Source organism: Desulfovibrio faecalis, from assembly GCF_053570625.1.
Map to the genome: position 1 here is coordinate 1,772,522 of NZ_JBRBQR010000001.1, position 26,157 is coordinate 1,798,678.

At 55.0% G+C, this 26,157-nt stretch carries 21 protein-coding genes and 1 tRNA gene; 9 read left to right on the plus strand and 13 right to left on the minus strand.

The window, feature by feature from the left end; all coding sequences use genetic code 11:
* The first annotated feature begins 6 nt into the window (after window positions 1-6).
* The 8 genes from ACUZ79_RS07955 (at window position 7) to ACUZ79_RS07990 (ending at window position 8,730) form a co-directional block, all read left to right on the plus strand.
* A complete protein-coding gene (locus ACUZ79_RS07955; RefSeq protein WP_240825865.1) occupies window positions 7-1,194 on the plus strand; it encodes a glycosyltransferase family 2 protein in 1,188 nt (395 codons plus the stop codon).
* Window positions 1,195-1,452: 258 nt separating this feature from the next.
* Window positions 1,453-2,643, plus strand: a complete 1,191-nt coding sequence (locus ACUZ79_RS07960; RefSeq protein WP_449251246.1) for an ABC transporter permease — start codon at window positions 1,453-1,455, stop codon at window positions 2,641-2,643.
* A 60-nt stretch (window positions 2,644-2,703) separates the two neighbouring features.
* On the plus strand, window positions 2,704-4,689 hold the full coding sequence (locus ACUZ79_RS07965; protein ID WP_449251247.1) for a glycosyltransferase: 1,986 nt from the start codon (window positions 2,704-2,706) through the stop codon (window positions 4,687-4,689).
* A 19-nt stretch (window positions 4,690-4,708) separates the two neighbouring features.
* The gene (gene rfaE1 / locus ACUZ79_RS07970) at window positions 4,709-6,166 is read left to right on the plus strand and encodes a D-glycero-beta-D-manno-heptose-7-phosphate kinase (protein WP_449251248.1); all 1,458 of its coding nucleotides are present in this window, start codon (window positions 4,709-4,711) and stop codon (window positions 6,164-6,166) included.
* Window positions 6,167-6,193: 27 nt separating this feature from the next.
* Window positions 6,194-7,186: a glucokinase gene (locus ACUZ79_RS07975; protein WP_449251249.1), complete on the plus strand. Its 993-nt coding sequence runs from the start codon at window positions 6,194-6,196 to the stop codon at window positions 7,184-7,186.
* Window positions 7,187-7,473: 287 nt separating this feature from the next.
* A complete protein-coding gene (locus ACUZ79_RS07980; protein ID WP_022659167.1) occupies window positions 7,474-7,881 on the plus strand; it encodes a Fur family transcriptional regulator in 408 nt (135 codons plus the stop codon).
* 105 nt (window positions 7,882-7,986) lie between these two features.
* Complete coding sequence (locus ACUZ79_RS07985) at window positions 7,987-8,526, plus strand: bacterioferritin (RefSeq protein ID WP_449251250.1); 540 nt, start codon at window positions 7,987-7,989, stop codon at window positions 8,524-8,526.
* 15 nt (window positions 8,527-8,541) lie between these two features.
* Window positions 8,542-8,730, plus strand: coding sequence for a rubredoxin (locus ACUZ79_RS07990; RefSeq protein WP_022659169.1), 189 nt, complete (start codon window positions 8,542-8,544; stop codon window positions 8,728-8,730).
* Window positions 8,731-8,845: 115 nt separating this feature from the next.
* On the opposite strand, the gene ACUZ79_RS07995 is transcribed toward ACUZ79_RS07990, so the two are convergent.
* The 5 genes from ACUZ79_RS07995 to ACUZ79_RS08015 form a co-directional block, all read right to left on the minus strand.
* Complete coding sequence (locus ACUZ79_RS07995) at window positions 8,846-9,697, minus strand: PhzF family phenazine biosynthesis protein (protein ID WP_449251251.1); 852 nt, start codon at window positions 9,695-9,697, stop codon at window positions 8,846-8,848.
* Between the two features lie 134 nt (window positions 9,698-9,831).
* On the minus strand, window positions 9,832-10,320 hold the full coding sequence (gene ybaK / locus ACUZ79_RS08000; protein WP_240825856.1) for a Cys-tRNA(Pro) deacylase: 489 nt from the start codon (window positions 10,318-10,320) through the stop codon (window positions 9,832-9,834).
* A gap of 15 nt (window positions 10,321-10,335) precedes the next feature.
* Window positions 10,336-12,393: an ATP-binding protein gene (locus ACUZ79_RS08005; protein WP_449251252.1), complete on the minus strand. Its 2,058-nt coding sequence runs from the start codon at window positions 12,391-12,393 to the stop codon at window positions 10,336-10,338.
* Between the two features lie 139 nt (window positions 12,394-12,532).
* Window positions 12,533-14,107, minus strand: a complete 1,575-nt coding sequence (gene coaE, locus ACUZ79_RS08010; RefSeq protein ID WP_449251253.1) for a dephospho-CoA kinase — start codon at window positions 14,105-14,107, stop codon at window positions 12,533-12,535.
* Window positions 14,104-15,489, minus strand: coding sequence for an NlpC/P60 family N-terminal domain-containing protein (locus ACUZ79_RS08015; protein WP_449251254.1), 1,386 nt, complete (start codon window positions 15,487-15,489; stop codon window positions 14,104-14,106). Before ACUZ79_RS08015 ends, coaE begins: the two co-directional genes overlap by 4 nt.
* A 151-nt stretch (window positions 15,490-15,640) precedes the next feature.
* On the opposite strand from ACUZ79_RS08015, the gene ACUZ79_RS08020 reads away from it, so the two are divergent.
* A tRNA-Glu gene (locus tag ACUZ79_RS08020) sits at window positions 15,641-15,716 on the plus strand.
* A gap of 41 nt (window positions 15,717-15,757) precedes the next feature.
* Here the strand turns inward: ACUZ79_RS08020 and ACUZ79_RS08025 are convergent.
* From ACUZ79_RS08025 to ACUZ79_RS08060, 8 genes are all read right to left on the minus strand, one after another.
* Complete coding sequence (locus ACUZ79_RS08025) at window positions 15,758-16,921, minus strand: tyrosine-type recombinase/integrase (RefSeq protein WP_449251255.1); 1,164 nt, start codon at window positions 16,919-16,921, stop codon at window positions 15,758-15,760.
* A 235-nt stretch (window positions 16,922-17,156) separates the two neighbouring features.
* A complete protein-coding gene (locus ACUZ79_RS08030; RefSeq protein WP_449251256.1) occupies window positions 17,157-18,356 on the minus strand; it encodes a phage portal protein in 1,200 nt (399 codons plus the stop codon).
* The gene (locus ACUZ79_RS08035) at window positions 18,353-18,829 is read right to left on the minus strand and encodes an HK97 family phage prohead protease (protein WP_449252172.1); all 477 of its coding nucleotides are present in this window, start codon (window positions 18,827-18,829) and stop codon (window positions 18,353-18,355) included. Before ACUZ79_RS08035 ends, ACUZ79_RS08030 begins: the two co-directional genes overlap by 4 nt.
* A 49-nt stretch (window positions 18,830-18,878) precedes the next feature.
* On the minus strand, window positions 18,879-20,093 hold the full coding sequence (locus ACUZ79_RS08040) for a phage major capsid protein (RefSeq protein ID WP_449251257.1): 1,215 nt from the start codon (window positions 20,091-20,093) through the stop codon (window positions 18,879-18,881).
* Window positions 20,094-20,721: 628 nt separating this feature from the next.
* Window positions 20,722-21,249: a hypothetical protein gene (locus ACUZ79_RS08045; RefSeq protein ID WP_449251258.1), complete on the minus strand. Its 528-nt coding sequence runs from the start codon at window positions 21,247-21,249 to the stop codon at window positions 20,722-20,724.
* A gap of 67 nt (window positions 21,250-21,316) precedes the next feature.
* Window positions 21,317-22,939 (minus strand): terminase large subunit, encoded by a 1,623-nt coding sequence (locus ACUZ79_RS08050; protein ID WP_449251259.1) that lies wholly within the window; start codon window positions 22,937-22,939, stop codon window positions 21,317-21,319.
* 219 nt (window positions 22,940-23,158) lie between these two features.
* Window positions 23,159-23,446 carry an HNH endonuclease signature motif containing protein gene (locus ACUZ79_RS08055; RefSeq protein WP_449251260.1) on the minus strand — a complete coding sequence of 96 codons (288 nt, stop codon included), beginning with the start codon at window positions 23,444-23,446 and terminating at the stop codon, window positions 23,159-23,161.
* Between the two features lie 219 nt (window positions 23,447-23,665).
* Window positions 23,666-25,960 (minus strand): phage/plasmid primase, P4 family, encoded by a 2,295-nt coding sequence (locus ACUZ79_RS08060; RefSeq protein WP_449251261.1) that lies wholly within the window; start codon window positions 25,958-25,960, stop codon window positions 23,666-23,668.
* Window positions 25,961-26,157: the final 197 nt, after the last annotated feature.

Below are 26,157 nucleotides of genomic sequence, written 5' to 3' on the forward strand. Positions count from 1 at the left end.
GTGCCTATGTTCTGGATATGGTTTTTGCTGGCCACCTCCCAATGCGCTCTGTTGTATATTCTGGCCCGCAGGGGCGAAAGCATGCCCCGCCGTATTGAGGAAGAAGCCGAGGCCAACCGCGCCATACCTGAAGACAAATGGCCATCGGTGGGTATGATTGTGCCTGTGGCCGGGCGCGATCCGCGTATGGAAGGCGCGTTGCGCAGCCTTTTGACCCAGGATTATCCCCGTTTTGTCCCCGTGCTCGTTACTGCGGAAGAAAATGAACCCGCCGCCGAGCTTGTGGGCAGACTCAAGCAGGATTTTCCCGCTCTGCGCCATGTGGTGGCAGGCACCGCCACGGGTTGCGGGCAAAAAAACCATAACAGCCTTCAGGGTATTGCCGCTCTGGGCGATGAAGTGGACGTCTATGTGTTTTGCGACAGCACCCACATGGCGGAACCTGATTTTCTGCGGCATCTGGCGGCGCCCATGGCCAGGGGCGAGGCTTCGTTCAGCACCGGTTATCATGTGGTGGAGCCGCGCGACGACCAGCCCGTAACACTGGCCTATACGCTGTGCGTCATGCTTATGCGCTACCTGCAAGCCATGTCTGCCTTTACCCAGTTGTGGGGCGGCGCTATGGCCATGACCCGAGCGGCCTACGTAAAATACGGCGTGGCGCAGTTGTGGCTTGAAAACGTGGTGGACGACTGCTCGCTCACGGCCTTGCTTCAGGTACGTGGCGCAAAGGTGCGTCTTTGCCCCGGTGCTTTGCTGCGGACCGATGCTGTTAACCACTCCACGCCCGTCTGGCGGGCCTGGATGGACAGGCAGGTGCTTTTTCTCAAGTTCTGCATGCCCGGCCAGTGGAAGCTGCTGGGTCTCATGTGTGTTATGATGGCCCTGCCCATGGTGTGCGCGGCCCTGGCCTTTCTGGGCTGGATTGTGAACGTGGGCAGCGGCGCTGGAGTGTTGCTTGGCCTGTTCTGGCTGGCGGCGGTGGTCAGCGCGCTGCATCTGTGGCGTGGTCTGCTTGTCAAGCCCGTGCCGCTGTGGCGCTGGTGCATGGCCTTTGTGGACGCCGTACGCATGTTCACCTCTGTTTACTGGCAGAGCATAAAGTCGTGGGATATTGTCTGGCACGGCATACGGTATGAAGTCGGCAAGGGCGGGGTAGTGCTGCGCTCTGAACATTGTCAGGGAACGAAGTAGCAATTTGAAACCACACCTGATGGAGGCGTGGTGCGCCAGATTCTTTCTTATTTGCGCATGTGGCCCGTGACAGGGTATGGAAATAGAGGCTTTGACATACACCCATGGTGGCGTGTATCGTCTTTTGCCCTTTTGTCACGGGCCGGATGCAATATATCGTATGCAGCCCGACAGCAGGATGCGGCAATGGCGTTGCGCATGTGCGCGGCATAAGCCACGGCTTTTTTTATCGTTTTTTGTCAGAGTAGTGATTGCGCCATGATTGCAATGTCAGACCTTATTCGCGTCAGCCTCAGGCAGGTTGTGCGCCAGCGCGGCTTCGGGGTGATGCTTTCCATCGCCCTTGGCATCACGGCGTTTATCGTCCTGGCGGTACTTGGCCGCGAAATCCGGTACAAGGTGGGGCAGGACATGGTGCTCATGGGTGGCGTCAACGTCATCCAGGTATACATGGATGATGCCCAGTACCCCGGCCAGCCCGACCGCGAATTTTATCCTGAAACTGTGGAAGCCCTTTCTCAGTTGCCCGGCGTCAGCCTGGTGAGCAGAAACCTGCGCGACAATAAAACTTTCCCCATACGCGGCACCGGCGAACGCACGCTGAATGTGGATTTTATCGGCATCGACCAGTATTTCGCCGAGGTTTACTCTATTGATCTTACGGCCGGGCGGCTGCTCAATCAGGAAGATGTGGACTCTCACAGGCGCGTATGCCTGCTAGGCAGGGATGCGGCCAGAAATTTATTCGGCGGTTCGGAAGAAGCCATAGGCAAGCTGCTCTTTCTGGAGCAGGATGTTTTTGAAGTGGTGGGCGTTGTCAGCGGCGTCATGCTCGGCAGCTGGAGCCAGGGCGGCTTTTTGCCCTATACCACCATGGCCGACCGCAACTGGGGCCGGGGCAAGGTGCGCAGGCTCTTTATCCGCGCCATCGGGTGGGAAGACGTGCCGCCGCTTGTCAAAATTATTCCTCAGATGGTGCGCGAGCATCAGTCCGCCCCCTATATCGTGGTGCAGACGCAGGAAGATCAACTCAATCGCATCAAAACCACCTTCATGTGGGTTGAGGCTCTGCTGTGGCTTGGTATCGCCGCTTCGCTCATGCTTGGCGGTTTCGGCATCTGGTATGGCACATTTGCCGCAGTTCGGGCCAGAACGCGCGAAGTGGGCCTTAAAAAGGCCATGGGCGGCTCGGATATAGACATCCTGGCGCAGTTTCTGGCCGAGGCCCTGTGCAAATCGGTTGCTGGCGGCATATTTGGCATTCTTATTGGCTGCGCGCTGGTTGAGATCGGTTCCTTATCGCTTGGAACGGGTGTTTCGTATTCGCTGCTGTTTTTCAGCAGCGTGGGAAGCATCGTTTTTTCTGCCGTCATTGGCATAGCGGGCGGTCTGTTCCCTGCCATGCAGGCAAGCCGCATGGACGTGGTAACCGCTCTGCGATTCGAATAGCACACAATGCGCGGGTTTCCCGCGTTCTTGCGGCTCTGCCGCACATGCACAAGGTGGATCATGGCACCCGTTATAGTCGCCAAAGATTTATATAAATGCTACGCCGGTTTTTCACCGGTGCTGCGTGGCGTGAATATTGAAGTTGTTCCCGGCGAGATGGTGGCCATCATGGGGCCTTCGGGCTGCGGCAAATCCACCATGCTGCACGTGCTGGGCATGTTGCACGCGCCCGACTCCGGCTCTTTGCAAATTCTTGGCAAGGATGTCCTGACGCTTGACCGTGAGCAGACTGCCAGTTTTCGCCGTGGGACCATGGGCTTTGTCATGCAGTCGAGCAACCTTTTTGACCACTCGACTGTGTTTGAAAATGTTGAATTTCCCCTGATATTTGAGAAAATTCCGCCAGAAGAACGCTGGGAGCGGGTTATCCGCGCTCTTGAACTTGTGCGCCTTTCTGCGCGTGTGCACTACCGCAGCAACCGCCTTTCGGGCGGCGAGCAGCAGCGCGTGGCCATTGCCCGCGCTATGGTCAACAATCCGCGCATCCTGCTGGCTGACGAACCCACGGGCGCGCTGGACGCCAAAACCAGCCGCCTTATCATGGATAATTTCCGTTCGCTTTGCCATACGGGCGGCGTTTCCATGGTTATGGTTACGCATGACCCCAAGATGGCCGAATTTTGCGACAGCATCTATACCCTTGAAGACGGCATTCTGCACTGCCGCCAGCGAAACCTGCCGCAAATGCCCGACACCATTTCGCACAACCTGCTCCAGGGGGTTGCCCCTGTGGTGCGCGGCGCCATGGTTGCCGAGAGCTTTCCAGAGGCCTCCGGTCAGTGCCTGATGGATGAGGCCCACCGTATGCATGCGTCGGGCCTGCTTACCCGTATTTACGCCATCCGCGATAATGGATTTCTGGGAAATCCCGAGGGCTATGCCCTGCCGCTGGCTGTGCGGCGCATTGGCGCGCTGCGTGTGCTTGCGGCCTGCCTGGGTATGCTCAGGCTCATGCGTGGATCTTCATCGCAGTTATGGGCGCTTTGGCGCAAACTGCCGGGGCGGGGCCGCTGGGGCCGTCGCTGGTGGGATCACCTGCGCGCATTCTGCGCCGGGGCCATGCTGGCGCGTTGGGGCCAGGAAGAAAAGATCGAATTTTTCTACGCGGCAGGGGCCCACGGCCCGGCAACCGCCAGCTGGGTTGCCTCGCGCCTGCTGCATGTGCCGTATGCTTTTGCCGTGCGCGCTCAGGATATGACTGAGCCCGGCCTCAACTGGGCCGCCAAGGGCGCGGATGCAGAATTTGTGCGCTGCGATACAGAGGCCACGCGCGATGCCATGCTGCAATTGCTGCCCGAGCTGAAAGACAAACTGCTCGTGCTGCGCGATCCCCTTACCCTCACGCCTCCGGAGGATATGGAAGAGCAGATGCCTGTTCCCGCTGGGGGCGATGCCGCCAATGATGTGGATAAGGCTGCGGATTTCAACCTGCTGGCAGTGGGCACCATTGCGCGCCGCAAAGGGTACGATCTGCTGCTCCGGGCTTGCCGCCTGCTGGCCGACAGGAATGTGAACTTTTCACTGGCCTTTGTGGGCCAGGGGCCGGAAAAGCTGCGCTTGCGCTGGCTTGTCTGGCGGCTTGGGCTTCGTGGTTCGGTGCAGTTTGCCGGGCAGATTCCCCATGAAAACATGGCGGATATGTACAACCGTGCGGATGTTTTTGTGGCTCCTGGACGCAAGACCACCGGCGGGGAGGCCGATGGTGTGCCCTCGGCTCTGGTGGAAGCCCTGGCCTTTGGTCTTGCGGTTGTTGCCAGCGATTTGCCGGGCCATGCGGAAGCCATTACGGACGGCGGCAATGGACGCCTTGTGCCGCAAGACAATGTGGGCGCGCTGGCGGACGTTCTGGAAGCACTTGCCTCCCGTCCCGAGGAGCGCAAACGTCTTGGCGAGGCCGCCCGCAAGTCGGTAGTCACCCTTGTCGATACAGACCGCACCGAAGCCCGCCTGACCGAGCTGATCAAAAAAGCCTGCGGCAAGGCCTGAACCACGCCGGGAGAGCGTCATGAATTTTGACGGAGTACGCATACTGGTTGTGGGCGATGTGATGCTTGACCATTACATTGCAGGACAGGTCAAAAGGATTTCTCCCGAGGCCCCGGTGCCTGTGGTGTCTGCGGCAAAACGCTGGTCTGTGCCGGGCGGTGCTGCCAACGTGGCGCGTAACCTTGTGCGCCTTGGCGTTGATGTGGCAGTGGCTGGCGTAGTGGGGCAGGATGCCGCAGCCAGCGACCTGCGCGCGGCGCTCGCGGCTGAGGGAATTGCAGACGGGCTGTCCGTTTCGCCCAGCCGCCGCACCACCTGCAAGACGCGCGTTCTTGCGCAGGGGCAGCAATTGCTGCGTCTTGACGAGGAAGTAAGCGCTCCCCTCGGTGCGGAAGAAGCAGAAGCTCTGAAAAAACAGGTTCTTTCCCTGTTGCCGGGGCGGCATGCGGTTATTCTCTCTGACTACGCCAAGGGCGTGCTGCTTGAATCGGCCAGCGGCTGCAATTTGTGCCAGATAATCATTGAAGAAGCTCGCCGTCTTGGCATCGCCGTGTTGGTTGATCCCAAGGGCAGCGACTGGCGGCGCTATGCCGGAGCGCACTGCGTTACCCCCAATGCCGGGGAATTTGACGCCGCCTGCGGTCTGGACGCTGGCGTAACGCTCAGCAGGCCCCGCCGCGAAACCCTTGCCGGGGAGCTGCGCTCCCGCTACGGCATTGACCGCCTGCTTATAACGCGGGGGCCAAAGGGCATGGCCCTGTTCACCCCTGATGAAGCACCTGTATACTGCCGCGCCGCAGTGCGCGAAGTGGCCGATGTTTCCGGCGCAGGCGATACCGCCATTGCCACTCTGGCAGCATGCGTGGGCAAAGGCCTGCCCTGGGCCGAAAGCATGCACCTTGCCAATGCGGCGGCAGGGGTCGCCGTGGGTAAAATGGGCACTGCGCCCGTGTCTATTGCAGAGCTTAACGAGGCGCTGCGCGAACAGGCCGACAATCCCAAGCTTTTTAGCGTTAAGAATCTTGTTGAAAAAATTGAAGAATGGCGCAGAAAAAACGAAACTGTGGTTTTTACCAACGGTTGCTTTGATCTGCTGCATCCTGGCCATATTTCCCTTATCCGGCAGAGCGCTGCTCAGGGCGACCACCTGATTGTGGGACTCAACAGCGATGCCTCTGTGCGCCGCCTTAAGGGGCCGACCCGTCCCATCCAGAACGAAAACAGCCGCGCCTTGCTGCTGGCTGCTCTGTCAGACGTGGACGCCATTGTGCTTTTTGACGAAGATACCCCGTTTGAACTCATCTCGGCCCTGCGGCCTGATGTGCTCGTGAAAGGCAGCGACTACACCATTGATACTGTGGTTGGGGCCGATGTCGTGCAGCAGGGGGGCGGCAGGGTCTATCTTGCCCGCCTGGTAGACGGTTGCAGCACTACGGGCATAGTGCGCAAAATCGATAACCAGCGGGATGTCACCTAGACCAGCCGCCGGAGTTTTCAGCCGTACATGCAACGCATCTTCGCAGCAGATATAGGTGGAACCAACGCAAGATTTGCCCTGTTCATAGTGTATGAGGGCAATCTCACGCTTATGACTGCGGTGTGGGCAAAGTCGGCTGATCTGGGTAATGATCAGGATATGCTGCAATCCATGCAGCAGCTTTTGAAGTCTCCATTTTCTGCGGGTGATTCTCTCGTCATTGCCCTTGCCGGGCCTGTGAAGGGTCTGCGCGGCAAACTCACCAACGGGCAGTTGCGTGTTGATCTTGATGGCGTAGCACAGCAGTACAGCCTGGCCTGCTGCCTGCTGCTCAACGATTTCAGCGCGCAGGCCTTTGCCACGCTGACGCCCTGCGCTACAGCGGCCGCGCTTGTACGCAGCAGCACCCGATCCATTGACGAATCCAGAGAAACCCGGGCCGTGCTTGGCGCTGGCACTGGCCTTGGCGCTGCCATGCTGGTCCGCTCGGGCGGGCCTGACTCTGCCGGAAGCTGGCTGGCCGTGCCCTCGGAGGCCGGGCATACGGCCTTTGCTTTTGTGGGGCCGGAAGAACAGGCCTATCAGGCTTTTTTAGCGCGCGAACTGGGACGAGATTACCCCACGGCGGAAAATGTGCTTTCCGGCGAGGGTCTCTCCGTGCTGCACTACTATCTTTCCGGCCAGTTTTTTTACCCCCCCGCCGTGGGTGCAGAGGCGCTGTCGCACGAAACGCCCACGCTGTTGTGGTATGCCAGATTTTGGGGTCGTTTTTGCCGCCAGTGGATCCTGACCACGCTCTGCCGTGGCGGATTGTGGATTGCTGGCGGCATCGCCGCCAAAAATCCCCTGTGCCTGACGCATCCGGCCTTTTTGCAAGAACTTGGTCTGGTGCCCGATATTGGCGGCATTGCGGCCTCTGTTCCTATTTATCTTATCGCCGATGGAAATAGTGGCCTGTGGGGTGCGGCGTGCGCAGCTGTGGAGCATTTCTGCCATATGCCCCAGGCGGAAAAGGGCTAGGCAAGCGCGGCCCCTGTAGACTGATGTAATTTGGGGTTACGCCTTGACGCTTTTCTGAAAGTTATTTATTTACCCGCACTGCGATGGTATGTTTTTTATGCCCTTGTGGCGCGCGTTCTGGCTGGACTGGAGCCGCCTCACGGCTTTTTTCCGCATGGGAACCATATTCCCGATAAGCAGCCATTGCGCACTGTTTTTCGCCAGGCAGAAGTCTTAGTCTTTTGGTTGAGTTTGGGCTTGACAGTATTCCGCGATAACAGTAATTTTTAGCAACACTGGAGGCTGGCATGGCTCAAACACAAACACGAATGACCCGGCAGCGGGCAGTCATTTTGGAAGAACTGCGCAAGCTCAAGAGCCATCCTACTGCGGATGAGCTGTACAGCATCGTGCGCGAGCGTTTGCCCCGAATAAGCCTGGGCACTGTGTACCGGAATCTGGATTTTCTGGCAGACAGCGGAGAGATCCGCCGTCTTGAAGCCGCAGGATCAACCAAACGTTTTGATGGCGATATTTCAAACCATCAGCATGTTCGCTGCATTTATTGCGGCCGGGTTGGCGATGTTGAAGACGTCAAGCAGGCCCCCACAGTTGAAGGCATGCAGGCAATGGGTTTTGCGAGTATTTTGAGTTCGCGGGTGGAATACGATGGCGTGTGCGAAACCTGCGCGAGATCGCTTGAAATAACCCAGTAACTATTGTCGAATATTTTCCGTGTGCGCTGTGGCTGCTTGTGAGATTTTGCTATTCGTATTATGCAAATAGCATCTTGAACCTGTTATAACCAAGGAGCTTGCGTCATGGCTGAAAACAGGGAAAGCCGGAAGGCTAAAGTCATCGAAGTACTGAACAAGGCGCGCGCCATGGAGCTGTTCGCCATCCATCAGTATATGAACCAGCACTACAATCTGGACGATATGGATTATGGCGAGCTTGCTGCCAACATGAAGCTTATCGCCATTGACGAAATGCGTCATGCCGAAAATTTTGCCGAACGCATCAAGGAACTGGGCGGCGAGCCCACTACCCAGAAAGACGGCAAGATCGTTACCGGGCAGGAAGTGACCGTTATCTACGAGGCTGACGCCAATCAGGAAGAAGCCACCATTGAGGCTTACAGCGGTTTTCTCGCCATCTGTAAGGATGCGGGCGACATTGTTTCTGCCCGGCTCTTTGAACGGATCATTGACGAGGAGCAGGCCCACCTGACCTATTACGACAATATTGACGGGCATATCAAAAAACTTGGCGATACCTACCTTGCCAAGATTGCCGGTACGCCTTCCACCACTGGCCCGGCCAGCAAGGGCTTTGTGACCGCAACGCCCGCAGCGGGCTAAGAGGCGGGGCAGAGCATGGCTGAACCCAAGGATATGTGGCGTTGCCAGATGGTCAATTGCGGCTATGTTTACGACCCCGACCGGGGCGACAAACGCCATAAAATACCGGCTGGAACCCGTTTTGAAGATCTGCCAGAAGACTGGAAATGCCCTGTATGCGGGGCAACAAAAAAGAGCTTTCGTCCTTTGAGTGACGAAGGCTAAGCCAAGAATCCAACACCCTTGTGGTGAGTTTTGAAAAGGCCCGTTTCCTTGTGCTGCCAATAGCAGAGAAGGAAGCGGGCCTTTGTTTTTTTGAGAGCTTTTGACAGGATGGGTTTTACATGCCCTGAAGACATTCCCCGCGCACGAGCAAACGAACCTGACCGCTCACCAGCATGTTGCCGCTGGCTTTGTCTCTGCGGACGCTGATTTCCGAGTCACGCCCCACAAAGCGCCCCTGCCGAATAAGTATTTCCTGTGCGGGCGAAAATTTGTTGTGCTTGTACAGGTAGGCTCCAACTGGTCCTGCGGCGCTGCCTGTGGCTACGTCTTCCGCCATGCCCGCATTGTCCCAGGTTCTGCCTTCAACCGCGTTGACGTCAAAAATATACGCGAATTTTGCGCCGATCTGTGCGAGCCTTGATTCGTAATCCGTCACGAGAATGCGGGCCTGCTCCAGGCCTGAGGCAAGGGGCACCAGAAGATAGGGCAGCCCTGTGGAAACTACTTCCAGGGGAAATCCGGCAGCAATATTGTGCGGTGCAAGATTCAGCGGCTGCAAATACGTTGTGTACGCTTCCGGCTCCGGGGCGCAAATAAATTCCGCTGGTCCCTGATCCATGCAGCAATCATAAAAATCGCCATGCGCCGAACAAAAAACAGAAACCTGCTTGCTGTTCAGGGTGAACAGAATCGTGCTGGAGGCCTCCTGAAAAAATTCGCGTTGCACAACCGCAGCAGCGCCTAGAACGGGATGCCCGGCGAAATCCAGTTCTTCCTCAACCGTAAAGATGCGCGCGTCAAAAACGGCATCACTGCGTTGGACAAGGAATATTGTTTCAAACTGCCTGAACTCCCGGGCAATCTGCTGCATGACGGTTCGTTCCGGAAAGGCCTTGGCAATAAAAACAGTCAGACCGTTGCCGGTCATGGGCTCATTGCAAAACACATCTGCGTGGTAATACTGCACGGATGGATCTCCTTGCCCGATGGGCAGATGGGCCGAGCATGCGCCGTGAAGTGCTGGTGATGATACCCACGTGGCAGCTTGTGCGTGTCTGCCCCGGTGGGCTGATTTTATGCAGGAACTAGCGGGCGGGACTACTAAATGCGCGCCACTGGGGCGTATTGCCCTTCAACAGCGCGCAGCAGATCGTCCGGTTTGAGGCACAGCTGAACGCCGCGCTGGCCTGCGCTCACAAAGATGGTTTCAAGCAGGATGGCGTTTTCGTCCAAAAAAACCGGATAGGCCTTCTTGGCTCCAAGGGGGGAACAGCCGCCGCGCATATAGCCGGTGAGGGGACGAACATCCTTGAGCGGAACCATTTCCACATGCTTGTTGCCAGATGCGGCAGCCAGCGCCTTGAGGTCAAGCTCCGCCGCAGCAGGGATGCAGGCCATGAGCACGCCTGTTTTGTCGCCTCTGGCTACCAGAGTTTTGAAAACGCAGGCAGGGTCAACCCCCAGATTGTGCGCCATGGTCACGGCTGACAGGTCATTTTCGTCCACGTCAGCAGTGTGCAGTTCGTAGGAAATGCCCAGGCCTTCAAGAATTCTGGCGGCATTGGTTTTGGAGACTTTTGCGGCAGCCATGATTTGTCGGGATGTTCAGTGGAGCTTGAGCCACTTGGCGAGTTTATTGCGCAGGGTAGCCATGCTGAAGGGCTTGCCAATGTGGTCGTTCATGCCCGCGTTGATGATTTCGGCAATGTTGTCAGGCAGTGTCGCGGCGGTGAGGGCAATGATGGGCAGGGCTTTTTGCTCGTCATTTTCCGGCAGCATGTTCCGCAGTTCGCGCGTGGCGGTCAGGCCGTCCATGACGGGCATGTTAACATCCATCAGCACAATATCATATGGGGTTTCCATGGCCATGCGCAGGGCTTCCTTGCCGTTGGGCGCAACATCACACTCAAAGCCCAGCTGGCGCAGCATGGCGCGCAATACTTCCACGTTGATCTCGTTGTCTTCCGCCACCAGAATGCTGCACTCTGCCGCTCCGTCCAGCGGCTCTGCCGTGGCGACGGCCTGCTCCTGAGGGCAATAGATATTGCGGGCAGCCGTGCAGGGAATGCTCAGGTGGAAGGTGGAACCCTTGCCCAGCTCGCTCTCGCACCACAGCGTGCCGTGCATGAGTTCCGCAATGCGTTTGCAGATGCTCAGCCCAAGGCCGGTGCCGCCAAAGCGGCGGCTGATGCTCGCATTGGCCTGGGTATAGGGATCAAAAAGGTGCTGCTGGTATTCGCGGCTGATACCCATGCCCGTATCGGCAATTCTGAAGTGCAGGCTGTCTTTGTCGCCAGAAAGCTCGCGGTCAATTCGCAGGGTGATACGCCCCTCGGCGGTGAATTTGACGGCATTGTTCATGAGGTTGAGCAAAACCTGCTTGAGGCGCAGACTGTCACCCCAGAGCTTCAGCGGCACATCGTCGCCAAGTTTGCATTCATACTCAAGCCCCTTCTGCTCAATGGGAAAGCGCAGCGAGGTGTGTACGAATTCAAGCACGTCTTCCAGCGGATAGTTGGCGTCTTCCAGCACCATCTTGTTGGCTTCGATTTTGGAAAGATCCAGAATATCGTTGATGATGGCCAGCAAGTTTGTGGCGGAAGTTCGGATTTTTTGCAGATAGTTTTTCTGCTCGTCGCTGGGATTGGATTGCAGGGCCAGATGGGTGAGGCCGATGATGCCGTTCATGGGCGTGCGAATTTCATGGCTCATATGCGCCAGAAATTCGCTTTTGGCCTGCGAGGCCACCACGGCATCCTGCTTTTCGTGCTGGGTTTGCAGCAGATCAGTCACATCGCGTGAAATGCTGAGGCGAACCGTTTTGTCGTTGTCCCACTTGATGGCCTTGTCCACGACCGTATAGGTGCGTCTGGTGGCCTTGTTTTCATACGTCCACTGATAGGGCTCGCTGGAGGCGGCAATAATGGCATTGGTGCAAAAGGGGCAGGGCGTATCCCGCCCCATGAGCCTTTTGTAGCAGATGTTGGACAACGTGCCGTCTTTGCGCGGATATGTTTCTTCAACACTGTTGTTGACGAAAAGAATCTTGTATGTCTCCATGTCCACAATGCAGACAGGATCAGTGAAGGCATCAAGGATGTCGTGCAGTTGCCTGTGCTTGCGCTGCAACTGCCCGTAAAGACGGAAATGCGTCAACGTGATGGCAAGGATGCTGCTCAAAAGGTGGCAAAGGCTGGAATCCTCAATGGACCATTGCCCGCGATAGCGATGCCGCAAAAGGCAGATGCCGCCAAAAAGCTGGCCATCGTGGGCGATGGGCACGCAGATTGCCGATTTGATGCCACGGGAGAGAAACAGGGCTTTTTGCGGGCCTTCAGGCATGGCCGAGGTATCGGCAACGCACAGGCTTTTGCCCTCTTCAAACATGTTCAGCACCGGCGACATGTCGTTGAGCGTTGCCGCAGGCATATCACCAGTTGCACTGCGAATGCCCGACCGCCAGACTACTGGGGCAGACCACTGCTCATCGTCAAATTCCACAAGAGACACCTGCTCACAGTGCAAGGATTCGCCAATACTGGCCATGGCTGCTCTGAGAAAAGGCTCTTTGCTGACGTGCAGAAGGGCTGAACTTGATATTTCCAAGGCCAGCACCAGGGGATTGGCTAGATTGCCCTGATGCGGCTGTTGTGCGTCTGACATGTTTTGCTTCAACGGATGCTTTTGGTCTGAAAATTTAAAGATAGCCTATACGCGAATACCGCGAATTGTGTCAAGAAATGACAAATTAGGTGAAAAACTCATGGAACTTGAGTGGATAGACAGTATCTGACTCCAGTAGTTACTGCCACAGTCTTGCGAGGTGCAGCGCAAGGGCCTGTTCATCCTTCTGATCCTGAGTGCGCATGCTTGTCAAAAATTCCTGGGCCTGGGCGCATAAAGCTTCCAGCGTACCTTCATTATCCACAACGGTGTTGCAGGCGGCCATTTTGCGGTCTTGCGTCCATTGCCAGCCTTCAATAGCTTTCAGCTTGTCTTGCGTCCAGCCACGGTTCGCTTCTATGCGCTGTGCGCGCAGGGGTATGGCGCAGCGCACCCCGACAACGTGCGGTGCTGGTGAAAAGCTGTTTTGCCAGCCTGTTTCAAAATACAGGGGCACCTCGGCCACGGCCAGCGGCACGCCCAGAGATTCCTGCTGTATCCAGAATGCTTCCAGCGCCTTGTGCGTCAGGCTGTGCACCATGTTTTCCACCTCGCGGCGCAGCACGGGGTTGGCGCGCATGGCCTCAAGCAGCGCGGTTTTATCCACGGCGCCTGCTGGAGTAAGCAGGGCGCTGCCGCCGATCTGTCCGATCCATTGCGCAGCCTCCCCTCGGGGGGCGTACAGGGCGGCAACCGTTGCATCGGCGCTGAACACTGGCACGGCCATATCTGCCAGGCATTGGGAAAAGGCAGATTTGCCGCTGCCGGGATTGCCCGTTACCACCACGCGGCGCATGCGGCGGCAGCCCTGAAGCGCGGCCATGAGCATGTCGTCCGGCGGCGGGCAGGCAAAATTCATAAGATTGCCCGTGGCCGGGTGGATAAAGCTGATGCGCCATGCGTGCAGCATCTGGCGCGGGGCGAGGGCCTGCACGGCTTTGGGCGCATAGAGCCTGTCGCCAAGCAGGGGATGCCCAAGGTGGGTCATGTGCACGCGTATCTGATGCGTGCGCCCGGTATGGATGCGCACGGCAAGCAAGGAGAAACGCTTGTCCGGAGCTGTCCACAGGGTTTTCCACTCCGTATGGGCTGCGCGCCCGCCGCGCGATTCCGGCACAATGGCCATCTTGATCTTGGCTGTGGGGTGGCGGCCAATGGGTTCGCGGCATTCACCCGCTGCGGGAGGCCTACCACTCACAAGGGCCAGATATTCCTTATGTACTTCCCTCTGGGCAAAGGCCTCGCTGAGCACAAGGCGATCCTGCTCTGTCAGGGCCACCAGCAGGATGCCGCTCGTGTCTTTGTCCAGCCGGTGCACTATGCCGGGGCGCTGCCCTTCAATCCTGCCCAGTTGCGGAAACCGCCCCAGCAGGCGTTGCACCAGGGTCTGCTCCGGGCAGGAAGGGCAGGGGTGCACCGTCAGGCCCGCAGGCTTGTTGCACACAACCATGTGTTCGTCCTGCCAGAGCAGCTCGAGGTGTCCTTCCTCCGCCTGCAAGGTCGTGGAGGTCTCCGGCAGGCGGAGCGTGATTGTCTGTCCGGCCCGCATCTTAGCATTTACGCGGGGTTCCGGCAGACCGTCCACCTGGCAGTGCCCAGCCTGAACAGCTTTTTGCAACGCTGCCCGCGACATCTCGGGGGCAACCTGATGTAGCACGCGATCCAGCCGCTGGCCCGCATCTTCGGCTGTTGTTGTATGGCGCAGTTCTGTCACTGAAGGGTATCCGCCGGAGTGCTCAACGTGCGGAGCCTGTCGGCAAACGTCGTTGTACGGTAAAGGTTTTTCAGCTCGGCGCCGGGGGTGATGGAGGTGACAACGGCCCTGCCGATGACAAAGCGGCCATCAGTGTCGCTGCCCTCAACTGTGCGCACGCCCCATACATTGTGGAAAATGGCGGGGCGGCCATTATACTTGCCCACATACAGCATGATGTGCCCGCGCATGCCCACAAGGCTGAGGAAGGGAACGCCGTTGCGCATAATCTGTTCTTCTTTTTCCGCCGTCGTCATGCCTTCAAGCATGTTGACCGCGCCTGTGCGCGCTTGCGCCACGGAGTTGCGCGGCAGCCAGATGCCAAAGGGCGTGAACAGTTCGCGCGTGAGGGCAGAGCAATCCCTGTCGCCAAACATGCCGCCCCATCCGTAGGGTTGGCCGATCATGAAATTGCCCACCTTGGCCACATTGCCAGGGGTCATGCGCATGGGCCACGGAACGGCGTCTGCCGTGGTAAGCGACACCGGGGTCAGTTGAGCCATGCCGTCCCCACCGCGTGTGGGCACAAGCAGTTCGATTGCGGCCTGACCGCCGGAACCGGCGTCCGCAGGCGAAGAGTATCCGCTACGCATGGGCAGCAATGCGCCGATGTTGGCTAGTATGGAACCTGTTGGCGTAACAATGTTCACCCTGTCGCGCACAAGGGCCGCAAATGTGCTGTTGCGGTACATGTATCTGAATTCAGTGCTGACAGGGGCCAGATCTTCGTCCGCCACCCAGCCGCCAGCCACGGGGCATTCCACATAGTGCCAGCGGCCATCGCGGCTTGTGTGCGCGATAAGTACCGGTGTGCCCACGGGTAGCAGGGAATACTGAAAATAATCAAAGGGATTGGCCTTGGGATTTGGCGTGGGCTCGGAAAAACGCGCCTCATTGGTGGGCAGTTCGCGCAGGTTCGCGTTGCGCACGGTTATGGCTGCCTGGCTGCGCGAAGGGTAGGAACCCAGAGCCGCGTTGGCGCTCATGGCATCCCATTCCGGCTGCGTCCAGCGCACATCGCCAATTTTGTAGCCGCGTGCCTTGTTGAAGAGCACGGCCACATCACGCTTGCGGATTGAGGTCTTGGTCATTTCCCACGGGCCAAAGGTGATGCGCATAAATCTGGCCGCCTGATTGGCCTGCTCGGCAGGAGAAACAAGCAGTTTGTCCTCTCCGGCGGCCTTGGCGTACACGTCCAGATTTTGCGGGTAGCGCCGGAGGTCTTCCAGGGTTCCCATCCACGTGGGCATGTCACCATCGCGAGTGGGAATAACCTTGCCGCCGCATGCGGCCAACAAGGCAAAACAGGCGATAAGCAGGGGAAGGTGAAGACGAGATTTCATGAGGGCTGCTCCTTCCTTCAGATTTGGGCCGCCGCCAGCGGCAACTCCATACCTAGCACCTTGGACGCAGGTACGGCAACGGCTGATTTTACTGCCCTGTGTATGAACTGCTTGACAAATAAGGCTTGAGAGCCTTATTTAACTCCTCGTTGTCACCATCGTCTATCCGGTTAGGACGGCGGCCTCTCAAGCCGCTAAGGAGAGTTCAAGCCTCTCTGGTGACGCCAAATGTTTTCAAAGGGTTACACATGCTCTTTGTTTATGGCACTTATTGAATTACAAGTGCCTGTTTACAAATTGCCTCTTGAGTTCGCACCTCAAGGGGCATTTCTATTTCCCCTGCCATTTCTGAAAATGCTTGTCCTATTGGGTTGTTAGACAAAATTTCAGGAATAATTTGCTTGTTTGAATAAAGGCCCGCAGATCGAACGTAACCATCCGTTGTGGTTGCTCGGTTATGCCCCATAAGTTCCTGTGCAGCGTTCAACCCTCCATTGGTAAAGATTACAGCAGCAGCCTTATGGCGCAACGCATGAAAGCCAAAGGGTTTCACGCCAGCACGTTCACACAGCTTTGGCATGAGCTGAGCGCGGGCAGTGAAGGGTTGCCCTAAGCCTGCATGATGGTCAACCCGCATGAAAACATTGTTTACCATGCATGGCCGCGCACCACGCCACCATTTCAAAGCCTTCACAAGTTCTGCGTGCATGGGAAGGAACCTTTCACGCATGCCCTTGCCTTTGGTTTTTCTATCCGTAAGGCGTATCATATTGGTGGTAAAGTCAATATCAGACCATGTAAGCCTGAATATCTCGTTAGCACGCGCCCCGGTATAGTAAAAAGCCATCAGCATTACAAAGTCTTGCCCTTTAGCTTCCCCCATAACTTTGATAACATCTGATTCAGAAGGAACGTAACGCTCTTTCTTTATGCCGGGGAATGTATTCACTTTCTTGAATGGTGAAGCGCCTTGCGGGAAGCCTTCAATAAAGTCAATTCCCCACGTCCATGCAGTCATAAGCCGTTTACGGTACTTGTTTGCCACGTTCCCGCCTTTGGTATCGCATATGCCAGACAAGAAGCTGTAAACTTTTGGCGGTGTTACCTCTTCAATCCGCTTTATACCTGATTGACGGCAATAGACGAAAAAAGCCTTCATAATGCGCGTTTTTTCAGCAAGGTCTTTCTGGCTTGTGGTTCGCTTGGTATGTTCAAGAAAGCCCTCACCCCAAGCCAAGAGAAGATCGAAGGCCGAACGGGTCTTCACCCCCGCAAGGTATGCCGCCTTTTGTTGTTCTTCCCATGCTTTTGCTTCTCTCCATTCTGGCCCGCCCTTTTTCCCGCTCGGAAATATCTTGCTGGCTATCTGTTTTCCGTCCGCGAACACTCGCGCTTGCCACGCATTCCCCATTTTTTTCAGCAGTGTTGGCATTAAAATACTCCATTACTGATCCCCAGCGGAATAAAAGAAGCCTGCCGACACGCTTACCACCTAGCTGGTCAGCTATCATCCTCAGCGTGCGCGGGTCTAGTCCCATCGCCTCGGATAGCTGCTTCAGGTTCAAAATGGTGTCTGGTTCGCGGGCCATATTTTATTCTAAAAAGTTGCTTAACCGCGTTCATGCGGAAAGTTAGGTTTAGATGGTTTAGATGGTTTTTAAATGGTTTTATTCAATATTTTCAATAATTTTTGATGGTTTTTTGATGGTTTCGCCCACCATAGGGCTATACCCCTCAACTTCCCTGATCTCGTCTACCGTCAAAATGCCGTTTTGTGCCGCAATCGCATGAGTTTGCCAGCGCGTTGCAGGGTCGCCACGGTCAAAGCCGGACATATCAAGATCAAGCTCATATTCACCATTAGGGAATAACCCCCGATTGAAAGCGGCTTCAATCTTGCTCACCAATGGCAGCAAACAAAACTGGGCAAACCAGCGGCCCGCCTGTTCGGAGTTGGTGAACGTGTTGTGTGAATAGTCTTGGATAATAGGCGGGGGAACCTGAAACAGCCTGCACAGTTCTTCAACGCTCCACTTTCTGCTGGCCAGCAGCTCGGTATCTTCAGGGCTTGTGATCGCGTTGCCGTTCCACTGCAAGCCTTGGTCAATCACCAGAACTTTGCCCGCGCCCTTTGCCCCTGCAAAAGCCCTTGTGATGCCACTTTGAAGGGCCGTTTTCTGCTCAGGCGTAAGCTGTGCATCTGTGCTGATAACGCCAGACGGGTTCACGCCATTATGAAAAGTTGTTGTAGCGTATTCATTAACGGTGTGTGCGGAATGTATCGTTGCCGCACCGCGCTGTAAACGGCTCTTGCCGATTATCCCGTCATCTGAGCGGTCGCGGATATGGATTACTTCATCTTGCAACAAACGGCGTGCGCGGCCATTCTCAGGCGTATATAACCCCGGCTGGGCAAATACATCGTACACAAGCCGCCCGTTAGGGAGCATCTGGACGTTTACCCAATTCCAAGGGATTACACGCAGGCCAATTACAGTTCCGTACTTGTCTGAAGTAACCTCTACAAGCCCATTGCCACGCAAAAGAATCTGCGCCGTAAGGGTTTCCATAAATTCAGGCGTGCTTTGATACGCATTGGGGCCGTTACGCAGAAGTGCCGCAATTTGCCCCGTAGTGACTTCCTGCCGCGTCTTGCCGTTAGTTTGATACAAACGGGCAGGCAGCGCAGAAATTGAGCTGGAAATTGCTGTAACGCACGCAAACACAGTGGAAAGGGCTTCTGCTGTTTCGGGGGTCACTGCGCCTGGGACAAAAGAAGGCAAACGGTTTTCACCCATGTTTACCCATGCACCAGCATCTACCAAGCTGCGTTCCTCACGCTTTTTAAATAGGTTCTTTATATTCATATAGTTTCCATCCACATTTTTACACGCTCAAGGCGGGGCCGCTTTGCGCGGGGTTCTACGGTCGTACCTTCATAAGCTGGCCACGCATGTACAACGCTGATCTCATGCAAGGTTACGGCTCGCAGTTCTCGCTTTTTACCGTCCCACCGCTCACCAGATCGCCCCACGGTAAAGCCAAAGCTCATACCGCCAAGGTCGCCACGCTCTGCAAGGGCCAGAAGGTCGCGGCCTTCTGTCGTATCAGGCACATCCAGTTCAAAGCGCAGCCCCTTTGAATCTTCCTCAAGCCGTAAGGTTCCAGACTTAGTACGGGCCAAAAGCCGTGCGGGGTCATGGTCTACCAGCGCGAGAATGTCGCGGCCTTTAAGACTGGCCGCAAACGCACCGGGCTTTATAACCTCGGTAAAGTCTGAAATGCGGGTTTCCTGCCCAAAAACAGCCGCATAACCAACCAACTTGCGGCCGGGGGCCACGGACAAATCCGCAGCCCTCCGGCGTTCTATAACGCCGCCGGCCAACATTTTACGCTACCTCAAAAGTGGCGAAGGCTTCAGGATGCCTGATAGCAACGTCTGTGGTCAGCACGATACGCAGGGCCACATTGCCCTTTTTGTATGCCGATTCCATAAACGGGTTTACCGTCAGTTCAACCGCGCTCCAAGTACCCTGAAGAACCTGCGAGAAGTCACCAGCAACCATCACGCGGGCAGAAGGCACGGCAGAGGCATACTTGTACGGGTAATTGCGGAAGAAAGCGGCATCGCCAATTGGCAAGCCGTCAGTGGTCGGCAGATCGTCCACGGTCGCTTTAAAGGCAGAATTGCAGACAAAAGACACGCTAGGCACGTTCTTTACATACAGGGCATTGGCAAGAGCGGGGGCATACCCCATTTCCTTGGCGGGCTTTGCCACTTCCAGAATGCCCGAAGTGGCCAAGATGCCCTTGGGTTCGGAACCAACGCCAGAACCGTTGATAACGGTGCGGGCCACTTCAAGGGCAAGCACCTGGGCAAGATCGGAGCGCAGCAGGCTTTCCACATCAGGGCTAGACTGAAGCAGCATATTACGGCTGTACTCAGTCCATGCGCCAACGTGTTTAGGTGAAAGCGTGATACTATCCATCTGCGCATCAGTCTGGGGAATAGCACTGTTCTCACCAAACCAGCCCACCGAAGTACTACCTTTCAGGCGGGGAATTTCGCAGTTACCCACAAGGCCGCTCATAACGCGCATACCCAAGCCGGTAAGCGGGTTCGCCTCACGAAGCATATCGACCCACTGGCCGCCCATGTGGTCAGTACCCACAAGATTGCCACCGGGGCCAGCAGTGGGGGCCGTGGTCGTAATGGTGTCGGCACGGCGTTCAAATACGCTGTAGGGCATCAAAATGCCGTCTGTGCTGCGGCCTTCCATGCGGGCAAGCTCGGCACTGATCTCAAGTTCCCGGCCTGCGTCAACCCGCGCTCCAAGCATGTGCTGCACAGCCTTACAGACGTTAAACGACCGCATTTCCCTTTCAAGATTGCGGTCGCCACTGATCGGTGTGCCTTCCATTCTGCGTTCGGCTTCGTCCAGCGTGCGCTTTCTGTCGATAATAGAATCCAGCCGCGTGAGATTTGTTTTCAGTTCGTCAAAACGCTGTTCCTGTTCTGGGGTCAGATCGGCACTGGACGGGTTTTCACAGATGCCCCGCATTTCATTCACAATCGCGTTTCGTTTATCAAGAAGTTCTCTCATGTATCTACCTGTTATTGTTAAAATGTTTTGTATTCTTGCGGCTTCTGGCCAGCCCAAAAACTGCATTTTTTTTTGTTGTGGCCAGCTCAAAGGGGAGAGCTGGCCACCCTTGTCCCTCGCACACGCAGGAATGGGGAGCATATGCGAGGGGTTGCCAGAACTTTTTCCTTCAACAAAAAGGGCTGGCGTAGCTGATTAGGGAAAAGAAAAAACCTAATCAGCAAATTTATCCGGTAGCCTAGCCCGCTTGCTCACACGCACTAGGCTACCGTGCCGCACAGAGTCACTCTGCTTGGCAATCAGACCGCGCCGGTAGGAGGTTTTTTACTCGCGCAGTCTGAAAATTTTTGTAATGAGCGGGGCAAGCCATTACCCCGCTCATCCCTTCTGGCCTCATGGATGGAGGTTCATCCAAGAAGCCCACCCCCGGCTCAGTGGGGGAATTTGATTCCTTCTCTATGCGCTCCAGAAGGGAGGCGAAACGGAAGCGCCACAAAGAAGGAAATTTTAAGCGGCCGGCCATTCCAGCCGCTTACGCGCAAGGGCGAATTGCGCTGCACCCAAGGAAAAGTAAGTTTTTCTGTCAAACGATTGACTACAATTGTTGTTTTTATGGGGTAAAAAAATTTTACAGCGCAGCCCAAACTTTTTTTTGTACATCGTCCAATATCGCCGAAAGCGAGAGAACCGCCCAAAAAGGTGCTGCTTTTACGCCATTTTCAACTATATGTAGTGCTTGCAATATATCGTGCCTTGAATAAGCAAGCTGCCACTCGCCATCTATTCCCCCGCTTTCCCCCGCTATTCTATATACGGCAAAGATTTCACCAGAAGGATTGTCTTGCTCGTAATCATCAATAATGTTCTGGGAAAATCTTTTTATGCATTGCTCCAACCCCCTAATGGCAGGCCTATTTGCACGCCTAATGCCAGCTTTGGGTGCAAGTCCTGCATTAGAAGATATAACAAGACATCTGAGAAACAGAATATCATCTCCGTGTAAATACAGCTTTTGGCCCTGCCCGGTTTCAGGAAGATCAATAATACCACGATCTGCCCAAGCGTGCATTTTGCGGCCATCGCAACAAATCGCTGGCAGGAAAGTACTGCTAGGAAAGCTGCTTTCTAAAAATGATTTCTCTTCAAAACTGCTCATGAAAACTACTTACCACAATCAACAATTGTTGTCAATATGAAAAACTACATTTCTGTAATTATTTTTCCTATAGCCCCACAACTAGAATAGTATTTTCATTTATATCAAGATGTTGTGGTTTTTTCTCGCGTCCAGCAAGGCCAATTGCCATTGTCAGAGCTGCAATCCCGTCAATTTTCTCTTTTGAGCGTTTCTTGTTCAGCTTTCTATTCCCTGCTGGGTCGCTTTCTACAACTGCATTGCTGCAATTCCATGTAAGTATTGGGTTGCTATTGTGCCGTAATTCTCCACTCAAAACAGCTTTTTCAAGAGAATCAACAGCCGGGGCCATGTCTTTAAAGCCTTGGCCATGCTCAATAAGCGGCAAAGTAATGCCTTCATCTGAAAGAACAAGTTGAAGTTGCTTTATGCGCCATCTATCATAGGCAATGCCACGAATATCAAAGTCACTGGCGACCTGGGCCAAGCGGCGCACAATATACCTGTAATCCACGGTGCGCCCCGGTGTTAGCTCAAGGAATTTTTCATCTGCCCAAACGCGATAAGGCACGCGGGCCGCGTCTTCCAGTCCTCTTACGTCTTCCTTTGGCAACCAAAAGAACGGCAAAACCGCGCCGCCGTCTTCAGGGAAATACAGCACTAGGGCCGTAAGGTCGTTTGTTGCTGACAAGTCCAGCCCCGCCCAACATGGCCGACCGTAAAGGGATTGAACGTCAATCTCACTTGCGCAGGCCAGCCAGTCTTGACGTGAGATAAAGTGTTCCGCTGCACTTATACGCTGATTCAATTGCAGATTGCGGAAAGGGCCGACACGCGCAGGAATGCGCTGGGCTTGATCGGCTTGCGCCTTCATGTCCGTCAGGCTCTTAAAATCGCCAAGCGCGGGATTACATGCACGCCATGTGCTTTCTGCCCACGGGTCTGCATCCATAGGGGCCGCATAAACTACGCCATGAAATGTTTCATCTTCTATTTCGCCAGAATTTACCTTTTCGGCATAGTCCACTAATTCGCTCATCAAGTTTACGTCATCAGCCGCTTGCGTTCCAATGCAGACCGTTAGCGGTTCAGAACGTGCGCCCATACCAGATACTAGATTATCGTACAGGTCGCGGTTCTTCCACTGTGCGATTTCATCACAGACCACAAAAGAAGGGGAAAGGCCGTGCGCTTTTCGGGCATCGCTGGACAGGGCAGAATAGGTGCTGCCCGTTTCCAAATCTTCAATTATTTTATTGAATGCTTTGATATTTAAGCGGCAGGCCATCCATTCAACCCGCTCAATAATTGCCACCATCTCTTTGAAGATAATGCCCGCTTGGTTACGGTCACTTGCCGCGCTATATACTTGGCCGCGTTGTTCGGCGCAGGGGCCGCACAAGTGGGCAAGCGCAAGCCCAGCCGCAAGCGCGGTCTTGCCTTGCTTGCGGGGCAGGCTCAAAAGCCCTGTTCTGACAAGGCGCAATCCATTACGGCATGGCCCGTAAACCCCTTGGATAAATTCTTTCTGCCATTCCCGTAATTGCATTTTCTGGCCGGAAAGAGTACCAGATGTGATAGGCAATTGTTCTAGGAATAAAATTACACGATCTGGCATTGATAGTTTTTCATCACGCCACGTTCCTTTAATCTTTTGCCGTTTTTTTACGGTCTGCTTTTTTGGCTTTGCGCCAATGCCTCTGAGTCCCATATATAATTTCCCTTGATATTTTTGTGAATATGCGTGTAAAAGTAAGTATCTTTGTGGGTTCGGTGTCGGTACTACGTAAAAACCTCTGAGAGATTTTTACTGGCAGCCCGTATAAGCCCCGATCTTGTGGCGACCCTACCCACGCATCACCTTTTTTGCCTAAAGCGCGCTCAAGCCATTCTCGCGCCACCATGCCCTATCTGGCCGTATGTAAGCCCCTCATGCCCACGCATGGCGAGGGTCAAGCGGCATCCCGTCCAGACCGCAGCCAATTACCCGCTCTTGGTTGCGGGTCTTCAGGGCATGGCATTTCTGACACGCCGACCGCAGATTAGACAGGTCAAACGGTGCGCCCCCGTCACTGATCGCTATCCAGTGGTCAACCTCGGTTGCTGGCCGCTTCTTACCCAGTGGCAAGCAATACTCGCACAAGGGTTGCTGGGTCAGCTTCAAGCGGCGCAGCCGTTGCCACCTAGCCGACTTGTAGATATTGGCGTGTTTTCCCATATATTGTGCCTAGTTATAAATGTTTTTTCGTATCTAAACCATCTAAACCATCTAAACCTTCACTTTCCGTATAAGCAAGATCGTGCGCGCGTGCGCGCATGCGCGAGCGTGCGTGCGCGTGATACGCGGGAACAAAAAAGATGGATTAGATGGTTAGATGGTTTTTTTTACGGCTATGGGTGAACTACAGATGGACACCCATAGCCGTAAAACTAGCTGTTATACTTCAAATTCATCGAAGCCATCTGTTTTGATTAGGCACACGCCGCTAAAACCTCGGTCAACCTTTATTCTTTTTGGTGGTAAACCACGGCGGGCTATCATCGGCCCAAAGCGGCGCACGTCCCCCGGTTCCTCTCCACTGCGGCGGGCATACGCGGCCCAGCTTGCGTATAGGTCTTTAGTGGCAATCCATGCTTTTTTGTCGCTTGTGTCGCACTGTTCTTCGAACCAGCGGCCGAACAGGTCTTGTGATTCAAAGTATTCATCTGTTGCGGCAAGCACGACTTCTGGACGCACAAGGCCGTTAGATTGCCAATCAAGGCAACCATCAATAGCCCAGCGCATAATGCCGGGAAGCTCTGCTTTCAGCTTGCTTTCCAGCTCACTATCTGGATTGATCGGCGTATGCACAAAGGGAATGATATTGAACCGCCTACGGGCAGCAGCGTCTACGTTTCGCAGTATTGGCTGGTGGTTGCCCACGATTACTAGCTTAAATTGCGGTGTAAATTCAAAGAAGTCTTGCCGCATAAAACGGGCTGTAATCTTGTCCCCACCCGTTAGCTGTTTTATACGGCTTTCAGCCCAAGCACGGCCATCTTCTGTTTCAGATACGCATACAAGCCTTGCGCCCTTCAGCATGGCAAGGTCGGTAGGGTGCTGGTCGTTGTTACTGGCCGTGAACGTAGTCATGGCCGAAGTGGTGGCATATTGTGCAAGTAGGGCAGTGAGGATATTCAGGAAAACACTCTTGCCATTCCCACCGGGGCCATAAATGAAGAACAGGGCATGTTCTTTCGTCTGGCCGGTTAAGCAATAGCCCGCCATCTGCTGCATGAAGCGTTGCAAGCCTTTGTCGCCGTCTGTGGCTTCCTCAAGGAATTGCAGCCACATAGGGCAATCTGCTTTTTCGCTTGGGGCAATTCCAGCCAGCTTTGTTATGCGCTGGGCAGGGTCGCCCTGGGCAAGAATGCCGGTACGCAGATCGACAATGCCCCCCGGCGTACCAATAAGCATGGGATCTGTATCCCATTCGTCAATCGCAACGGCCATCCGGCGATCACCCGCGGCGAATTTTAGCGCACCAGAAGCCGTAACCAACTTCCCAAAAATTGCCTTTTGCGGCTGGTTCATTTCTCGGCAAAGTTCACGCATGGCCTGAAGCGGCATCCGTGTTTGGTCTTTTTGCCAGCATTGGCCATTCCAGACAAACCAAGCCCCTGTACCATGGCAAAATGAAAACTTGTTTGCATAGCGGTCAGTAAAGGCCAGAGCCAGTAAATCCTCTGTAAGGTCGGACTTGCCATCCGCTTTCTGCTGTTCTGCGTTCTGTATACCGGCGTCCAGCGCCCGCCTTAACGTGTCAGCACTCTTGCGGTCTTCACCCCAGTGGGCTGTTGGTGCTATCAGCTCGTCATAAGCAAACTGCCAGCCAAGGTGGCCAGAACCGACAAGCTGTCCAATATGAACGCCCGCTGAATACAGCGTGTCATTGCGTTCACCCTCGCACGCGGCCTCGATTTTTGCCACTTCACCAGCAAGAGCTTTTTTACCGTAAGGGGTATTGCCGTTTTTTTGAGGCTGGGCTTTTGTCTTTTTTGCTTTAGGGGCTTCTTTCTTTTTTGCACGTTCGATAAACCACGCAGGGGCTTCTGCAACGTTGTTCAGGTCGGCAATAAATTCTTGAATGGGCTTCCCAGCCGTGTAATTACCACGGTCAGTAACACTAGGGGCCACGATAATGGGATAACCGTCGGAGCGTATATCCAGCTTTGGCCCCATGTATCCTGCTACGCTAGACAACCCTTCAACATACTTGAAAAAGAAATGTTTTCCACCAGATGGGGAAGTTTCAGAGGCAGTTACGGGCAAGGGGCCATATTTTTCTTCAAGTTCGCGCAGCGTATCAAAGCCATCCGCATCACCGGGGAACTTTGGCCGGTCAACATCCAGCACAAAGAAGCCAGCATCCTTACCAGAAGCAAGCGCAACCCATGCGTTAGGATGTTCCCCCCACCATTTTCGTATCTGCGCTGGATTAGTGGAAGCCTCACGTATCCCATGTTCTGTGAAAGGTCTTTTTTCTCCGTACTTTCCAAACGGGCAAACAGGCTTACCAGCCTCAGCATACGCGAGCGCAGCGGCAAGCGGGGGGTTGACATCTGTGGCCAAGCCTTTTACGCTGCATTTCACGATAGCTTTTTGGTTTTTTTCCCCTTCAGCATTAGCCGTGCTGGGGGGGCTTTGCATTTTACAAGCCGAATTTACAATAGTGGGTGCATTTTGATGCATACTCATGCCCTTTAGAGCATGCGTAACCTTTGTTTTTTTGGTGGTAAGCGTTTTTTGCGGGTTCTCTCAAGCCGCTAAGACGGGTTCAAATCCCGTTGGTGACGCCAAATTCAAAGGCGCTTGCAGTTTATGGCTGTAAGCGCCTTTTTTCTTTAATTATATTTGGAAGGGTAGGCTCTGCGCCAAAGACAGTGGCA

Coding starts and splice junctions, on each gene's coding strand:
- ACUZ79_RS08055 (WP_449251260.1), bottom strand. CDS start 23,446: ATGGGAAAACACGCCAATATCTACAAGTCGGCTAGGTGGCAACGGCTG.
- ACUZ79_RS08015 (WP_449251254.1), bottom strand. CDS start 15,489: ATGAAATCTCGTCTTCACCTTCCCCTGCTTATCGCCTGTTTTGCCTTG.
- ACUZ79_RS08025 (WP_449251255.1), bottom strand. CDS start 16,921: ATGCCAACACTGCTGAAAAAAATGGGGAATGCGTGGCAAGCGCGAGTG.
- ACUZ79_RS07985 (WP_449251250.1), top strand. CDS start 7,987: ATGGCTGAAAACAGGGAAAGCCGGAAGGCTAAAGTCATCGAAGTACTG.
- ACUZ79_RS07965 (WP_449251247.1), top strand. CDS start 2,704: ATGGCACCCGTTATAGTCGCCAAAGATTTATATAAATGCTACGCCGGT.
- ACUZ79_RS08045 (WP_449251258.1), bottom strand. CDS start 21,249: ATGAGCAGTTTTGAAGAGAAATCATTTTTAGAAAGCAGCTTTCCTAGC.
- rfaE1 (WP_449251248.1), top strand. CDS start 4,709: ATGAATTTTGACGGAGTACGCATACTGGTTGTGGGCGATGTGATGCTT.
- ACUZ79_RS08030 (WP_449251256.1), bottom strand. CDS start 18,356: ATGAATATAAAGAACCTATTTAAAAAGCGTGAGGAACGCAGCTTGGTA.
- ACUZ79_RS07990 (WP_022659169.1), top strand. CDS start 8,542: ATGGCTGAACCCAAGGATATGTGGCGTTGCCAGATGGTCAATTGCGGC.
- ACUZ79_RS08040 (WP_449251257.1), bottom strand. CDS start 20,093: ATGAGAGAACTTCTTGATAAACGAAACGCGATTGTGAATGAAATGCGG.
- ybaK (WP_240825856.1), bottom strand. CDS start 10,320: ATGGCTGCCGCAAAAGTCTCCAAAACCAATGCCGCCAGAATTCTTGAA.
- ACUZ79_RS07980 (WP_022659167.1), top strand. CDS start 7,474: ATGGCTCAAACACAAACACGAATGACCCGGCAGCGGGCAGTCATTTTG.
- ACUZ79_RS07975 (WP_449251249.1), top strand. CDS start 6,194: ATGCAACGCATCTTCGCAGCAGATATAGGTGGAACCAACGCAAGATTT.
- ACUZ79_RS07955 (WP_240825865.1), top strand. CDS start 7: ATGTTCTGGATATGGTTTTTGCTGGCCACCTCCCAATGCGCTCTGTTG.
- ACUZ79_RS08005 (WP_449251252.1), bottom strand. CDS start 12,393: ATGTCAGACGCACAACAGCCGCATCAGGGCAATCTAGCCAATCCCCTG.
- ACUZ79_RS08060 (WP_449251261.1), bottom strand. CDS start 25,960: ATGCATCAAAATGCACCCACTATTGTAAATTCGGCTTGTAAAATGCAA.
- ACUZ79_RS08050 (WP_449251259.1), bottom strand. CDS start 22,939: ATGGGACTCAGAGGCATTGGCGCAAAGCCAAAAAAGCAGACCGTAAAA.
- ACUZ79_RS07960 (WP_449251246.1), top strand. CDS start 1,453: ATGATTGCAATGTCAGACCTTATTCGCGTCAGCCTCAGGCAGGTTGTG.